We start from the raw sequence: 15,727 nt of genomic DNA, 5'->3' as shown, positions 1-15,727 counted from the left end.
TTTTAATTGATAAAATGTTAACTCTAATGCTTTATTAAGCATTAACACCACCAACGGTTAGCTTTGCAACCTTAATAGTTGGTAATCCCAACGAAACAGGTACACCTTGTCCACCTTTTCCACAGGTCCAAGTACCGCAGTCCATTTTAAAGTCGTTACCAACCATTTCAATGTGTCCTAAAGCTTCAGGACCATTACCAATCAAGTTGATATCCTTAATAGGTTGTGTTATTTTACCATCTTCAATTAAATATCCAGCCTTCACATAGAACGTAAAATCACCAGCTCCGATTTGAACTTCTCCATTGGTAAATGAATCAACAAAAATACCTTCCTTCACACTTGAAATGATATCCTCTTTTGAGTGAGGACCATTTTCCATATAAGTATTTCTCATTCGTGGAAGCGGTGCATAACGGAAAGATTCTCTACGACCGTTACCTGTTGGATTTACCCCATAATGCTTAGCACTAATTCTATCGTGAATGTAACTTGTTAATACACCATTTTCAACCAATTTGGTCTTTTGTGTATCAATTCCTTCATCATCAATATTAACAGATCCTCTAATATTAGGATTTGTTCCATCATCAACAATTGTAACAAAGTCTTCACCAATTTTCTTGCCCATTTTATCAGCAAAAATTGACGTTTCCTTGCGATTAAAATCAGCCTCGAAAGCATGACCAATTGCCTCATGCAATAAAATACCAGAACTTCCTGCTGCCAAAACCACTGGCATTTCTCCTGCCTTTGGCTTACCTGCTAAAAACTGTCGTTTTGCACCAGTAACAATTTCATTAGCCATTTCATCCAACAATTCTTCCTTCAAATATTCAAAACCAACTCTCATCGAACGTGAAGCACCAAAATCTTCTTTCTTATCTCCATCGATCATTACTGCACTTGCATATAAGCTGAACATTGGTCTGTAATCAAAGCTTAAAACTCCTTCAGAGTTCGCAAATAGCATGTAACTAGAATCATCATTTAAATAAACCTGAACCTTATCCACCTTATCATCTAGTGCGAAGATCTTGTCATTCAGTTTTTGTAAATATGGGATTTTCTGCTTGATGGAAACGTCTTCCCACGAAGTTTTAAAATTGTAATAATCAGGATGTACCTTCTCTGATAGATCCACAGCAGGGAAATTTTTGCTTTCATTGGCAATACTTGCAGCCGTTTTTGCTACTTTCAACATTGCTTCTAAACTTACCTCTTCAGAAAATGCATAGCCGGTTTGATCACCCTTCAAAACCCTAACACCAACACCGTAATCAATATTTGAACCCGCACGATTCACTTCATTATCCTGAAGACCAACATAGTTTGAAAGAGAGTGTTCGAAATACAAATCGCAATAATCTCCACCTCTTGATAAGGCTTCTGAAATCACCTTTTGTAGTATTTCTCTATCAACATTGAAATGAGCTAAGTACTCTTCCAATCCTGATTGTTCAGTAAGTCGATTACATCCCATACTTAAAAATGAGGGCAAAATCGCCATTCCTGCAAGAGAGACAGATCCTGTTCGGATAAACTCTCTTCTTGAAAATTCATTCTTCATAAAACTGTTTTTTAGGGTTTGGGTTTTCTTTGATTTCTTTGGCAGCAAAAAGTTACCACTTTTTATTGTCATAATAAAATATTAATTCCGAATAATTAAAATCAGTTTTAACTACCATTAGTTATCAATAGTTTTTATTATTTTTGATATTTAAATTAAAACCATATTCCCAATCTAATGAAATACTTTATCAATTTTATAATCTTATTATTAATAGTTCACACTGGTAATAGCCAAAATATAGAATATCCTACATGTAAAAAACATACAGTTATCGATACTTTTTTCAATGATTATCTTGTCCGTGATAATTACCGTTGGTTAGAAAATGTAAGAACAGATAGTGTAATATCCTGGATCGAAGCGGAAAAAAAAATATCCAAAAAATTCCTTCAAAAAGCTTCTTCAAAATACAATTCGAAGGCAGCAATAAAGAAATATTCATATATAGATGGTTTTTATGCCTCTAAAATAGGACAATACTACTTTTGCTATGGTCGCAGAAATAAACTAGCATCTTCAGGATTATATATGGGTGACAGCTTTGATGATATTAATCAACTAATAGTAGATCCCAACTTCAAAAATAATGGGGATAAAGTTGATATTACCGGCTTTGATGTTTCGCTCGATTCTAAGAATTTGGCTTATATGATTAATCGAAATGGAACTGACTGGAGAGAGATTAAAGTTGTAGGTTTACCCTCTGGCGCCGAGAAGAAAGATCACTTAAAAGGGATTAAATATTCTTCTGTTGCCTGGAAAGGAAATGGTTTCTATTATTCCAAATACCCAAATTTAGGTGAGTTCTATGCAGCGGTTGGTGAAGAAGTTTACTATCATACTTTAGGTGATGATCAGAAAAATGACAAGTTAATTTTCAAAAGAAAAAATCCTTCTAATAAGTTTACATATCAAACCACCTCGGATGAGCGTTATTTTATTTTAGAAGAAGAAACTGCCAATTATTTCAACTACTTTTTTATTGATTTTCATTCAGAAAAACCATTTCTACGACCATTGTTAATGAAACAAAGGTCAAACATCTCAATACTAGATAGTCAAGATAATGAATTGATAGCCATTACTGGTAAAAAATCAAATGGAGGTTCTGTTGTGGCTATTGATCCCTATAATCCATATAAATGGAGACAAATAATTCCACAAATTGAAAACGGTGTAATGCTAAATTGCATTCCAAAAATCGATCGTATTCTGGTAACTTACCAAAGTAATCAACATCCTATATTGAAAGTATTCGATTACTCTGGCAAGCAGCTTTTTAATATGAATTTCCCAAATGGCAGTTCGATTAGTGGTTTTGACGGGGAAAAAGAAGATGAAAATGTTATTTTCTACAGACAGCAATACACCATGCCATCCATTTCTTATCATTTCAATATCAAAACCTTTAAAATTGAATATGGTGAGGCGGTTAACATTACATTCAACTTTAAAAATTACATCACAAAATCGATTCAATATCCAGTTAATGACAGCATTAATGTTCCTATGAACCTGGTTTATAAAAAAGATTTAAAACTTGATGGTAATAATCCCTGTTTATTAAAAGCCTATGGAGGTTTTGGATCGATTTCAATGCCACACTTTGATCCAGGTATTGTTCACTTTATTGAAAAAGGTGGAGTTTATGCTTATGCCAATATTAGAGGAGGTGGAGATTTAGGTATTTCATGGTCTCGAGCAGGTAAGCGCCTAAACAAACAAAATACCATTGATGATTTTAATGCTGCTGCTGAATACTTAATAAAAGAGGGATATTCTAAGCCTGAAAAAATGGCTTGTTCAGGAGGTTCACATGGAGGATTGATAGTAGCTGCTGCAGCTATTCAACGTCCCGATTTATATGCAGCTGTAATCCCGGTTGTGGGCGTTACAGATATGATTCGATTTGAAAAATTTACAGTGGGTGCTCTACACATAGATGAGTTTGGTACAGTAAAAGACTCTTTGGATTTTACAAACCTGCTTAGTTACTCGCCTCTTCATAATATTAAGGAGGATGTAAACTATCCGGCTATGTTGGTTATGACATCTGAAAATGATGATCGTGTTCCTCCATTGCATTCCTATAAATTTGTGGCTGAACTTCAAAACAGAAAAGTACAAACAAATCCTATTCTTTTAAGAGTAGAAAAAAATGCTGGTCATCATGGTGGTATAAACATCTATTCTCGTGTTAACTTCACTGCCAATTTTTATGATTTTCTAATGAAAATATTAATGAAATAAACCTTCGTGATAACCTAAAATCAAAAAACAATGAAATATCTGTTAATTGTTTGTTTTAGTATTTTGTTGATCTTTCAATCATATTCTCAAAAAATTGAATATCCTCCTTGTCAGAAAAAAGAAGTAATTGACACTTTTTTCAACTATTTGCCGGTTAAAGATGATTACAGATGGTTAGAAAATGTTGAAAACTTCGAAGTGCAAACATGGGTGAAGGAACAAAATAAGCTCTTCAATAAATTTATTAGGAGTGGTACAACTAAATATAGGTGCAAACATGATTTAGACAGGTATTCTTGCACAGAGACCAATTACTCAGCTAAGCATGGAAAGTATTATTTCTCATATAAGATTAGAAATGGGCATGCAAGTGCAGGTTTATATTTTGGAGAAAAAACGGATGAAGTTTATGATCTTTTAGTTGATCCGAATTACAATACAAATGGGAAGAAAAAAAACATTCGAGGCTTCTCTGTTTCCAAGGATTCACAAAAGTTATGTTATTTAACAAGCGAAGATGGCTCTGACTGGATGGAAGCCAGGGTTATAAATTTACCCTCAGGCACAAAAAACAAAGATCTAATTCAAGGTATAAAATATTCAACAGTAAAATGGTATCGCGATGGTTTTTTCTATTCTAAATACCCTTTCAATGGTAAATTTTCAGCTTCTGAAGGAGAAGAGGTTTACTATCACAAATTAGGTGAATTGCAAAGTCAAGACAAATTGATTTTTAAACGAAAAAACCCAAATGCCAGCTTTTCATATAAAGTCTCTTTCAATGAAAGATTTTTTGTTCTGGAAGAAGAGGTGTCAGATCATTTCAACTACTTTTTTATTGACTACGAATCAGAACAACCATATTTACGTCCTCTTTTAATGAAACAAGCTGAAGAACTTTCATTTATCGACAGTAATGATGGTAAATTCATTGTCAAAACATTTTTGAATAACAACTGTGGATCAGTAGTAGAAATTGATCCATATGCTCCTTATCAGTGGCGTGAAATAGTTCCTGCCCATAGTGATGCCATTCTCACAAAGACTCGTGTAAAAGAAAATTGCATTTTATGTGTATTTCAAACGGATCATCAACCCATTATAAAAATGTACGATTTCAACGGAAAAACATTGCACACAAAACCAATGCCAATCGCTAGCTCTGTTTATGGATTTGATGGTCCTAAAAATGAAGAAAACCTAGTTTATTATAATGAATGCTATACCTTACCAAAAATTCAATACTATTTTAATATCAACACATTTGAAACTAAAAATGGAGAAAAAACACATATTACATACCACTATAAAAACTATGAATACAAACTTTTAAAATACACTACTAAGGATGGTACAAAAGTTCCATTAACACTGGTCTATAAAAAAGGATTAAAATTGGATGGTAATAATCCAACTATTTTAAAAACTTATGGTGGCTTTGGTTCAATATCCACTCCTAAATTTGATCCTGGCATTGTCTATTTTATAGAACAAGGAGGACTTTTTGCATATGCAAATATTCGTGGTGGTGGATATTTGGGGTTTGAATGGGCTGAAGCTGGTAGAAGGTTAAATAAACAAAACTCAATTAACGATTTCAATGAAGCTGCGGAATTCTTAATTGCTGAAAAATATACAAATCCAAAAAAATTAGCCATTACAGGAACTTCACATGGTGGCTTAATTGTCACAGCTGCCGCCATTCAGAGACCGGAATTGTATGCTGCAGTAATTCCAATAGTGGCAGTTACAGACATGTTAAGATTCGAAAAATTTACTGTGGGTAGTTTTCATTTAGATGAATTTGGAACTGTTAAAGATTCTTTGGATTTTTTAAATTTAAGACAGTATTCACCTCTGCACAATATTAAAAAAGAGTTGAATTATCCTGCTATGTTGGTAATGACTTCTGAAAATGATGATAGAGTTCCTCCTTTTCATTCGTATAAATTTGTTGCTGCCCTTCAAAATAGATCGAGTCAAAAAAATCCTATTCTACTGAGGGTTGAACAAAACGCAGGACACGGCGGAGCCAATAGTAAAGTTACAGAAGTTGATAGTAAATCAGATATGTTTCGTTTTATTATGAAAGTTCTGACAAATTAATTCATAAAAAAAAGCGATATCTGTATTTCAGATATCGCTTTTTCGATTGTTATAAACTATTCTCTCATACTATAAACTGAAACAAATCAGTTTTATCATTTAGGTATTCAAAAACAAAGTTTCGCTCTGTCATTCTATTTTGCAACCTTTTTAAATCCTCTGGATACCGAACTTCAATTCCTATTACAGCTGGTCCTTTTTCACGACTGCTTTTCTTGTAATATTCAAAATGAGTAATATCATCACTAGAATCTAAAACATCATTTACAAATTCTTTTAAGGCTCCTGATCGCTGAGGAAAACGGACTATAAAATAATGCTTTAACCCCTCGTAAAGAAGACTGCGTTCCTTTATTTCCTCCATTCGGGTGATGTCGTTGTTGCTTCCACTAAGAATACAAACTACATTTTTTCCTTTTAGTTTATCCGAGAGCAATTCAAGAGCTGCAATAGATAAAGCTCCTGCAGGTTCAGCAACAATTGCATCCTCGTTATACAGTCGTAAAATGGTGGAACAAATTAGTCCTTCAGGAACCACAATTACATCATCTAACACTTTTTGACAAACTCGCCAGGTAAGATTTCCTACCTTTTGAACTGCTGCTCCATCAACAAATCTATCTATACAATCCAATGAAACATTTTCACCTTTCTCAAAAGCCGTTTTCATAGAAGGAGCACCTTCGGGCTCTACTCCAATCATTTTGGTATTCGAGCTAAACTCTTTAATCCAAGCTCCTAAACCTGATGCTAATCCTCCACCTCCTATCGGAACTATGATATAATCAATTGGTTCGGTACATTCCTGTAATATTTCCAGACCAATAGTTCCCTGCCCTTCAATAATTTTTGGATCATCAAAAGGATGGATAAATGTTTTTCCTTGTACTGCGGCATCTGCCACAGCCTTGTTCGAGGCATCATCAAAAGTATCTCCCGTAAGGATAATTTCAACGAACTCACCACCAAACATTTTTACCTGTTTTATTTTTTGTTTTGGAGTTGTTTCCGGCATGTAGATTACTCCCGAACAAGCCAATTTCTTACAAGAATAAGCAACACCTTGTGCGTGATTTCCTGCACTGGCACATACAATGCCCTTTGCCAATTTTTCTTTTGAAAGTCCTGATATCTTATTGTAGGCACCTCTTATTTTATAAGATCGTACAACCTGTAAATCCTCTCGTTTCAACATGATATTGGAATCATATTTAAGCGAAAGGTTTAAATTTTGCAGAACTGGTGTTGTTTGAACTACTTCTTTAACCGTTCTACCTGCCTTTACGATATCCGACATTTTCGGATAATAGTGTTCTTGTTTTTCCGTCACGTTTCCCCCTTGATTAAACAGCCATCAGCTTTCAGCATATTCCTTTGGCTGATAGCTGACTGCTCTACGCTGTCAACATTTTAACTTACGCTTTCTCTATATATCCAGCCAACCAATCCCCAACCTCTGATGTTGAGTAAGATTTCTTGTCATCAGCTATATCTTCTGTAACAATACCAGCTTCTAATGATTGATCAATGGCTTCACGAATCAAAGCACCTTCTTTCATCATACCAAATGCATATTCGAACATCATGGCCGCAGAAAGCACAGTAGCGCAAGGATTGGCAATATTTTTACCTGCAGCTTGCGGATAAGAACCATGAATTGGCTCAAATACTGAAGTATGAACTCCAATTGATGCCGATGGTAACATTCCCATTGATCCTGAAATCACACTCGCCTCATCAGTTAGGATATCTCCAAACATGTTTTCTGTTACCATCACATCGAAACGCTTTGGCCAGGTAATAATTTGCATCGCAGCATTATCTACAAACATATATTCTACTTCAATATCAGGAAATTCAGGCTCGATTCTCTGAGCAGTTTCTCTCCACAATCTTGAGGTTGCCAATACATTTGCCTTATCAACAATAGTTAGTTTTTTTCTACGCTTACCTGCATATTCAAACCCTAAACGCACAATTCGCTCTATTTCTCCTGCTGTATAAACACAAGAATCGAAGGCGGTTTGTCCATCTTCGCTTCTCCCTTGCGGGCGACCAAAATAAATACCACCCGTTAACTCACGAATACACATAAAATCAGCACCATCAACCAATTCGGTTTTCAATGGTGATTTGTGAATCAGTGATTTAAAAGTATTTACCGGACGAAGATTGGCATACAAACCCAATTTTTTACGCATTGCCAAAAGTCCCTGTTCCGGGCGTACTTTAGCGGAAGGATCATTATCGAACTTAGGATCTCCAATTGCTCCAAAAAGTACGGCATCTGACTGCATACACAATTCATGTGTTTCTGCAGGATAAGGATCACCAACCTGATCAATTGCTGTTGCACCTACCAGTGCTTCGGTATATTCGAAGTCGTGACCAAATTTCTTGCATATTGCATCGGTTACCTTTTTTGCTTGAGCCACTATTTCAGGTCCAATACCATCTCCTGCTAATACTGCTATTTTATAAGTCATTGTTGTTTATTATTCTGTTGTTACTGATTTATTTTCTACACTATCTTGTTGCTCCAAAAGGTTGAGCATACGTGAAGTGGCTTTAATTGCCGCTTCCAACTGATCAGGATCTAAACCTCGGGTTTTAAAATACTTACCATTATAATCCCAGGTAATCAAAGTCTCAACCAAGGCATCCGTTTTTCCTCCAGGTGGTATTCGAACCAAATAATCTTTCAAAATTGGACGTCTTTTATCCAACTTGGCGTAAATACTCCAAATGGCATTCATAAAAGCATCATACTGACCATCACCGGAAGCTGTTCCTTCATGCATTTCACCATTAATTTCCAAATTTATGGAAGCAAATGGTCGCATACCTTTCGATAAGGAGAGTGAATAATGTTTGATCCGAATTGGCATTTCTTCCATACTCTGATTCAAAACATCCGAAACGATATAGGGAAGATCCTCGGTAGTTACCGTTTCCTTTTTATCGCCCAATTCAATCACTCGTTGAGTTACCTTTTTCATGGTTTCCTCTTCAAGTGTCATTCCCAGTTCTTCTAAATTTTTCTTGATATTTGCCTTACCGGATGTTTTTCCAAGTGCATACTTTCGTTCTCTTCCAAATCGTTCCGGCATTAATCTGTTAAAATACAAGTCATCTTTGGAATCGCCATCGGCATGAACTCCACAGGTTTGTGTGAATACATTTTCACCAACCAATGGTTTGTTAGCTGGAATTCTTATTCCCGAGAATGTTTCAACAATTCTACTGACTGTGTTTATTTTCTCTTCGTTTACATTAATCTTAAGCGACAAATGATCTTTTATTACACCAACTACCGATGCCAATGGTGCATTACCCGCACGCTCACCCAATCCATTCACGGTAGTGTGAACACCATTCATTCCTGCTAAAACTGCTGAATATACATTGGCAAGCGCCAGGTCGTAATCATTGTGTGCATGAAAATCAAAATGCAATTTTGGATACCTTTCACGACAAGCATAACAGAAATCAAATGCTTGAACCTGATTCATAACTCCTAGCGTATCAGGAAGCATAAATCGCTGAATATTTTCCTTTTGCAATTCATCCAATAAATACCAAACGTAATCACGGGAAGTCATCATTCCATTCGACCAATCTTCCAAATAAAGATTAACCTTTATTCCTAATTCTGTAGCATAAGCAACCGCATCCTTAACATCTTGAACGTGCTGACCAGGTGTTTTGCGAAGTTGACCCTGCAAGTGTTTTAGAGATCCTTTCGAAAGTAAGTTAACCACTCGAGCACCACTCTCAAAAATCCAATCTAAAGATGCCTTACCGTCAATAAAACCCAACACTTCAATCTTATCCAAACAGTCATTCTTTTCTGCCCATTTGGTAATTCGCCTTACCGCTTGAAATTCGCCTTCCGATACTCTGGCGGAAGCCACCTCCATTCTATCGACTTTCAGGGATTGTAACATTAGTTTTACAACACCTAACTTTTCATCGGCATTGAAACTTACACCCGAAGTCTGCTCACCATCCCTGAGGGTGGTATCCATAATTTCTAAGCTACGCAGTTCGTTCATTTAATTAGGCTTGAAAGATTAGTTTTTCAGTTCAAAGGCTTTTATACTTTCCTTCTTGTTTAAAAGAAAATCGATATCATCGAATCCATTCAACAAACAGTTTTTCTTGTAAGGATTGATCTCAAACTCTTCCTTTTGATCATTCAATGAAATGCTCTGTTTTTCAAGATCAACGACTAATTCCTGGTTATTGTCTTTCTCTACAGCATCGAATATTTTAGTAAGAAACTCAGGTGTGACAATTACAGGAAGTACTCCATTATTTAATGCATTTCCCTTAAAAATATCAGCAAAAAAACTACTTACCACTACCTTAAATCCATAATCATGAATCGCCCATGCAGCATGTTCTCTCGAAGATCCGCTTCCGAAGTTTTTTCCAGCAACCAGAATCTTTCCCGTATAATTCGATTTATTCAAAACGAAATCTTTATCAGGAGTTCCATCTGCAGCAAACCTCCAGTCTCTGAATAAATTCTCTCCAAATCCTTCACGACTCGTTGCTTTCAAAAATCGCGCAGGTATAATCTGATCCGTATCTACGTTTTCTACCGGAAGTGGCACATAAGATGACTCTAGCACGGTAAATTTATCTATTGGCATATTATTTTTTTTTGAGCTATTAGCTTTTGGCTTGTAGCCTTTAGCTAAAAAATATTAATGAATATTTTTACTAAAACAATTCTCTGGGATCACTGATCACTCCTGTTACAGCGGCTGCTGCAGCTGTTAACGGACTTGCTAACAATGTTCTTGAACCTGGTCCTTGTCTTCCTTCAAAATTTCGATTCGATGTAGAAACACTATATTTTCCAGCAGGGATCTTGTCATCGTTCATTGCTAAACAGGCAGAACATCCTGGCTGACGAAGCTTGAAACCAGCCTCTTCTAAAATTTCAACCAATCCTTCTTCTTGCGCTTGTTTCTCAACTTGCTTAGAACCTGGAACAATCCATGCTGTTATCGAATCAGCTTTTTTCTTTCCTTTAACAACCGAAGCAAGAATTCTCAAATCTTCTATTCTCCCGTTGGTACAACTACCTACAAATACATAATCTACTTTTTTACCCAGTAATCTATCCCCTAGGTCAAAACCCATGTAATCCAAAGACTTTTTGAATGTTGGTAATTCCGTAGGATCTATACTTGTGGCATCAGGAATACTTCCGGAAATACCTGTTCCCATTCCCGGATTAGTACCATAAGTAAGCATCGGTTCAATATCTTCAGCCTTATATGTATATTCCTTATCGAAAACAGCTTTATCATCTGTTTTTAATGCTTTCCATTTTGCAACTGCTTTATCCCAATCTTCACCTTTAGGTGCAAATTCGCGACCTTTCACATATTCAAAAGTAGTTTCGTCCGGAGCAATCATTCCTCCACGAGCACCCATTTCGATACTCATATTACAAACTGTCATTCTACCTTCCATACTTAAACTGCTAACAGCTGAACCTGCATACTCAACAAAGTAACCAGTTGCTCCACCTGTTCCCAACTGTGCAATTACATATAAAGTAAGATCCTTTGCAGTAACTCCTCTTTGCAATTCACCATCAACGGTAATTCGCATTTTCTTTGGTTTAGGCTGTAGAATACACTGTGTTGCCAGAACCATTTCAACCTCTGATGTTCCGATACCGAAAGCAACAGCTCCAAATGCGCCGTGAGTAGATGTATGACTATCACCACAAACCATAGTCATACCTGGTTGTGTATGTCCCAATTCTGGTCCCACCACGTGAACAATCCCATTGTATGGATGATTTAATCCGTAAAGAGAAATGTTATTCTTTTCACAATTTGCTGTCAAAGTTTCCACCTGCTTTCTCGACAATTCATCTTTAATTGTCAGGTGCTGATTCTCGGTAGGTATATTATGATCTGGAGTTGCAATGGTTTTTTCAGGACGGAAAACCTTTAAACCACGCTGTTCTAAACCAGCAAATGCCTGCGGACTTGTAACCTCATGAATTAAATGCTTATCGATATACAATACTGAGGGACCACCTTCAATTTTCTCAACAACGTGAGCGTCCCATACCTTATCAAATAGTGTTTTTGGTTCCATTCTTATAATTTCTTGTTTGCTATTCTCACTTTAAATGAGAGTACCAATTATTCAATATTTATTTAATGAGAATCTTAATAACTAGTAAACGATTTTCGATAGTGCATCTACCAATGCTTCAACCGAAGCGGTGATAATATCTACATTTGCACCAAATCCATACACAACTTTACCATTATGCTCTAGTTGAACATGCACTTTCCCAAGATCATCACTACCTCGAGTTAATGCTTGTACAAGGAATTCTCCCAATGTAAATTTCTGCTTAATCAAATTCTTAACTGCATTAAAACAAGCATCGATTGGTCCGTTGCCTTCAGCTGTTGATGCACAACTTTCACCTTTAATTTTCAAGTGAACCGTAGCCATTGGTATGGTTGATTTACCAGATACCACCTGCAACAACTCCAATTCAACAGTCTTCTCCAAATTCTCCGTTTCACCCATCAATTCAGAAAGATCCTTCTCACTCAAGTTCTTTCTCTGATCTGCCATTACCAGGAATCTGTTGTAAGCATCGTCCAATTGTTCTTTAGACAACTCATATCCCATTTGACTCAGATGGTGATTCAAGGCAGCACGTCCACTTCTTGCTGTCAATACAATTGCTGATTCCTGAATTCCAACATCAACAGGATCGATAATCTCGTAGTTTTCTCTATTCTTCAATACTCCATCCTGATGGATACCCGAAGAATGAGCAAATGCATTTCTACCTACAATTGCCTTATTAGGCTGAACTGGCATGTTCATTAATGAAGAAACCAATCGACTAGCACCAAAAATCTCTTGGGTTTTAATATCTGTATGCAATGGCAGATGATGGTGAGTTTTAACAGCCATTACCACCTCTTCCAAGGATGTATTTCCAGCTCGTTCACCAATACCATTAATGGTTACTTCAACCTGACGGGCACCATTCATCACTCCACTAAGTGAGTTGGCAGTTGCCATTCCCAAATCGTTGTGACAATGTGTTGATAATATGGCTTTATGAACGTTGGATACGTTCTCCATCAAATACTTGATTTTTGCACCATACTCCGATGGAAGGCAATACCCTGTAGTGTCAGGAATATTAATTACCGTAGCACCTGCTGCAATTACCGCTTCCACAACTCTTGCTAAATATTCGTTATCCGATCTACCCGCATCTTCTGCATAGAATTCAACATCCTCTACATAGCGCTTGGCGTACTTAACAGCGCGAACAGCACGATCTAATATTTCATCGGGATTGGAATTTAATTTCGACTTGATATGGTAAGGTGAAGTACCTATTCCGGTATGAATACGACCTCGTTTCGCAAATTTTAAAGCCTCAGCAGCAACATCAATATCTTTCTCAACTGCACGTGTAAGTGCACATATGGTAGGATTACTTACTGCCTTAGCTATTTCGACGACCGACTGAAAATCCCCCGGACTCGACACAGGAAATCCTGCTTCTATCACATCCACTCCAAGAGCCTCCAGAGTTTTAGCTACTTCAATTTTCTCAATTGTGTTTAGCTGGCACCCTGGAACTTGCTCACCATCTCTTAATGTGGTGTCGAAAATAAATAATTTATCACTCATTTTTTTCGTGTTTTGTTAACGTGATTTACTATTAGTTTTTGTTGTAAAAAAAAAGTTCCTCCACTTAGGAAGAACTTTGTATTATGATCGTTTAATCTTGTTCAGATTATAACACAGTCTTCCAATTTGATCCTTCAATAATGAGGTCAAGAATGAGAATTAAACCTATAATAATTGAGTTCGTATTCATCTCGATTTTGTTAGCTGTGATTGTTTATTGTGGATTCTCTCAAATCCTGAACAAACCTAAAAACTTATGACTGTAGTGGAAAACAAGATTTTAATTACAATTACGATATTCAAACTGAATCTTCTGTTCTACATCTTTAACCCAACACCTACAATCAACCTAAATAGCAATCACTTACAAGCTTCACTCCCTTTCAAAAAATGGGATATTCAAGCACTTATAAAACCTAACAGATTAATCGAATCTGTTAGATTTTAGTGTCTTTTTAGTTGTTTTCCGGACGAAGTTTACGAACAGCATTACCCGCCTGCCACATTTCACTTTCACGAAGTTCTTTCAACTCATCTTCCAATTTAACACGATAGTCTTCCTGACTGTTTGAATCAATTGAACGCTGAGCTTCGTTTCCTGCTGCCACTTCCTTATACAACTTATCGAAAACTGGTTTGGTTGCATCGCGGAAAGGCTTCCACCAATCCAATGCACCACGTTGAGCAGTTGTAGAAGTATTCGCATACATCCAATCCATACCATTTTCAGCAACCAATGGCATCAAACTTTGAGTTAACTCTTCAACCGTTTCGTTAAATGCCTCAGATGGAGAGTGACCATTGGCACGAAGCACTTCATACTGAGCGGCAAAAATCCCCTGGATACATCCCATTAAGGTTCCACGCTCACCTGTAAGATCTGAGTATACTTCTCTCTTGAATGTGGTTTCGAACAAGTATCCCGAACCAACTCCAATACCCAAAGCAACTACTCTATCGAATGCTTTTCCTGTTGCATCCTGGAAAATTGCATAGGATGAGTTCAATCCACGTCCTTCAAGGAACATTCTTCTCAAACTGGTTCCTGATCCTTTTGGAGCAACCAAAATCACATCCACATCAGCTGGAGGAACAATTCCTGTGCGCTCCTTGTAAGTGATACCAAATCCGTGAGAGAAATACAATGCTTTACCCGGCTTCAAATATTTCTTAACCGTTGGCCAAACTGCAATCTGACCTGCATCCGACAATAGATATTGAATGATAGTAGCTTTATCCAAAGCTTCCTCAATTTCGAAAAGAGTTTCACCTGGAACCCAACCATCAGCAATTGCTTTATCCCAGGTTTTTGAATCTTTACGCTGACCAACGATTACATTAAATCCATTGTCTTTTAAGTTTAAGGATTGACCTGGTCCCTGAACACCATAACCAATAACTGCAATAACTTCATCTTTTAATACTTCACGAGCTTTTTCCAATGGAAATTCTTCACGAGTTACTACCTGTTCTTCTGTGCCGCCAAAGTTTATTGTTGCCATTTCTTTAATTTTTTATTTTGGTTAAATATTATTAGATATTCTCTTTACTATAGTTAAAACTAACTGCCTGTTTTAGTGAGTTAACTCTTTAAGGTAACTGGTAAATTCTTTCTGTTGACAGGATACTGCAACTCTTCCCGAACGCGCAAATTGCAATACTCCAAACTGTTCCAGTTCATTAAACAACTCCTGATTTTCTGCTTTATATCCTACCTTTTCGATCACCAAAAATTCTGGTTGAACCGTTAGAATTTTCGCATTCTGCTTTCTCATTAAAGCCTCCAGATTCCCATTTAATGTAGGAGAATTCGCAATTTTAAATAGTGCAACCTCTTGATGAACAATTTGATCTGCTTCGAAATAAAAGGCTTTAAATACTCCAATAATTTTTTCGATTTGTCGCACTACATTTTCAACTCTATGGTCATCCATAAATGCCACAATAGTATATCTAAATACGCCCTTTACTTCTGATTCGGAAACTGTTAAACTTTCGATATTTATTTTTCTTCGCGAGAAAACTATGGTTACCTCATTCAAAAGACCTATATCATTTTCTGAAAAAATTGTTACTGTATATTCTCTCATG

The 15,727-nt window shown here is 36.5% G+C and carries 11 protein-coding genes; 2 read left to right on the top strand and 9 right to left on the bottom strand.

Annotated elements, in window-relative coordinates; genetic code table 11:
* Positions 1-34 precede the first annotated feature (34 nt).
* Entirely contained in the window at positions 35-1,570 is a 1,536-nt protein-coding gene (locus GCQ56_RS03955; RefSeq protein WP_152733079.1) for a TldD/PmbA family protein, read from the bottom strand.
* A 177-nt stretch (positions 1,571-1,747) separates the two neighbouring features.
* Between GCQ56_RS03955 and GCQ56_RS03950 the strand changes: the two genes are divergently transcribed.
* Together GCQ56_RS03950 and GCQ56_RS03945 are read left to right on the top strand one after the other, a co-directional pair.
* On the top strand, positions 1,748-3,823 hold the full coding sequence (locus GCQ56_RS03950) for a prolyl oligopeptidase family serine peptidase (RefSeq protein WP_152733078.1): 2,076 nt from the start codon (positions 1,748-1,750) through the stop codon (positions 3,821-3,823).
* Between the two features lie 30 nt (positions 3,824-3,853).
* Entirely contained in the window at positions 3,854-5,929 is a 2,076-nt protein-coding gene (locus tag GCQ56_RS03945; RefSeq protein WP_152733077.1) for a prolyl oligopeptidase family serine peptidase, read from the top strand.
* A gap of 64 nt (positions 5,930-5,993) precedes the next feature.
* Here the strand turns inward: GCQ56_RS03945 and ilvA are convergent, their stop codons facing one another.
* The 8 genes from ilvA to ilvN all read right to left on the bottom strand — a co-directional run bounded on the left by ilvA (position 5,994) and on the right by ilvN (position 15,726).
* Positions 5,994-7,259, bottom strand: coding sequence for a threonine ammonia-lyase IlvA (gene ilvA, locus GCQ56_RS03940; RefSeq protein WP_299992859.1), 1,266 nt, complete (start codon positions 7,257-7,259; stop codon positions 5,994-5,996).
* Between the two features lie 85 nt (positions 7,260-7,344).
* A complete protein-coding gene (gene leuB, locus GCQ56_RS03935) occupies positions 7,345-8,415 on the bottom strand; it encodes a 3-isopropylmalate dehydrogenase (protein WP_152733076.1) in 1,071 nt (356 codons plus the stop codon).
* 9 nt (positions 8,416-8,424) lie between these two features.
* Positions 8,425-9,984 carry an alpha-isopropylmalate synthase regulatory domain-containing protein gene (locus tag GCQ56_RS03930; RefSeq protein ID WP_227005981.1) on the bottom strand — a complete coding sequence of 520 codons (1,560 nt, stop codon included), beginning with the start codon at positions 9,982-9,984 and terminating at the stop codon, positions 8,425-8,427.
* 18 nt (positions 9,985-10,002) lie between these two features.
* The gene (gene leuD / locus GCQ56_RS03925) at positions 10,003-10,587 is read right to left on the bottom strand and encodes a 3-isopropylmalate dehydratase small subunit (RefSeq protein WP_152733075.1); all 585 of its coding nucleotides are present in this window, start codon (positions 10,585-10,587) and stop codon (positions 10,003-10,005) included.
* 70 nt (positions 10,588-10,657) lie between these two features.
* Entirely contained in the window at positions 10,658-12,058 is a 1,401-nt protein-coding gene (gene leuC, locus GCQ56_RS03920; protein WP_152733074.1) for a 3-isopropylmalate dehydratase large subunit, read from the bottom strand.
* A gap of 81 nt (positions 12,059-12,139) precedes the next feature.
* Positions 12,140-13,636, bottom strand: coding sequence for a 2-isopropylmalate synthase (locus tag GCQ56_RS03915; protein ID WP_152733073.1), 1,497 nt, complete (start codon positions 13,634-13,636; stop codon positions 12,140-12,142).
* Between the two features lie 455 nt (positions 13,637-14,091).
* Positions 14,092-15,138, bottom strand: a complete 1,047-nt coding sequence (ilvC, locus tag GCQ56_RS03910; protein WP_152733072.1) for a ketol-acid reductoisomerase — start codon at positions 15,136-15,138, stop codon at positions 14,092-14,094.
* Between the two features lie 72 nt (positions 15,139-15,210).
* Positions 15,211-15,726 (bottom strand): acetolactate synthase small subunit, encoded by a 516-nt coding sequence (ilvN, locus tag GCQ56_RS03905; protein WP_152733071.1) that lies wholly within the window; start codon positions 15,724-15,726, stop codon positions 15,211-15,213.
* Position 15,727 lies beyond the last annotated feature (1 nt).

Origin of the sequence: Marinifilum sp. N1E240, from assembly GCF_009295825.1 — a bacterium.
In the GTDB taxonomy this organism is placed as follows: domain Bacteria; phylum Bacteroidota; class Bacteroidia; order Bacteroidales; family Marinifilaceae; genus Marinifilum_A; species Marinifilum_A sediminis.
Note: the sequence above shows the minus strand (reverse complement) of the source record. Positions and strands in the feature narration are given on the sequence as shown.

What these genes read in the sequence shown, in the direction of transcription:
- ilvC (WP_152733072.1), bottom strand. Translation starts at nt 15,138, where the DNA reads ATGGCAACAATAAACTTTGGCGGCACAGAAGAACAGGTAGTAACTCGT.
- ilvN (WP_152733071.1), bottom strand. Translation starts at nt 15,726, where the DNA reads ATGAGAGAATATACAGTAACAATTTTTTCAGAAAATGATATAGGTCTT.
- leuC (WP_152733074.1), bottom strand. Translation starts at nt 12,058, where the DNA reads ATGGAACCAAAAACACTATTTGATAAGGTATGGGACGCTCACGTTGTT.
- GCQ56_RS03955 (WP_152733079.1), bottom strand. Translation starts at nt 1,570, where the DNA reads ATGAAGAATGAATTTTCAAGAAGAGAGTTTATCCGAACAGGATCTGTC.
- GCQ56_RS03915 (WP_152733073.1), bottom strand. Translation starts at nt 13,636, where the DNA reads ATGAGTGATAAATTATTTATTTTCGACACCACATTAAGAGATGGTGAG.
- GCQ56_RS03930 (WP_227005981.1), bottom strand. Translation starts at nt 9,984, where the DNA reads ATGAACGAACTGCGTAGCTTAGAAATTATGGATACCACCCTCAGGGAT.
- GCQ56_RS03945 (WP_152733077.1), top strand. Translation starts at nt 3,854, where the DNA reads ATGAAATATCTGTTAATTGTTTGTTTTAGTATTTTGTTGATCTTTCAA.
- leuD (WP_152733075.1), bottom strand. Translation starts at nt 10,587, where the DNA reads ATGCCAATAGATAAATTTACCGTGCTAGAGTCATCTTATGTGCCACTT.
- GCQ56_RS03950 (WP_152733078.1), top strand. Translation starts at nt 1,748, where the DNA reads ATGAAATACTTTATCAATTTTATAATCTTATTATTAATAGTTCACACT.
- leuB (WP_152733076.1), bottom strand. Translation starts at nt 8,415, where the DNA reads ATGACTTATAAAATAGCAGTATTAGCAGGAGATGGTATTGGACCTGAA.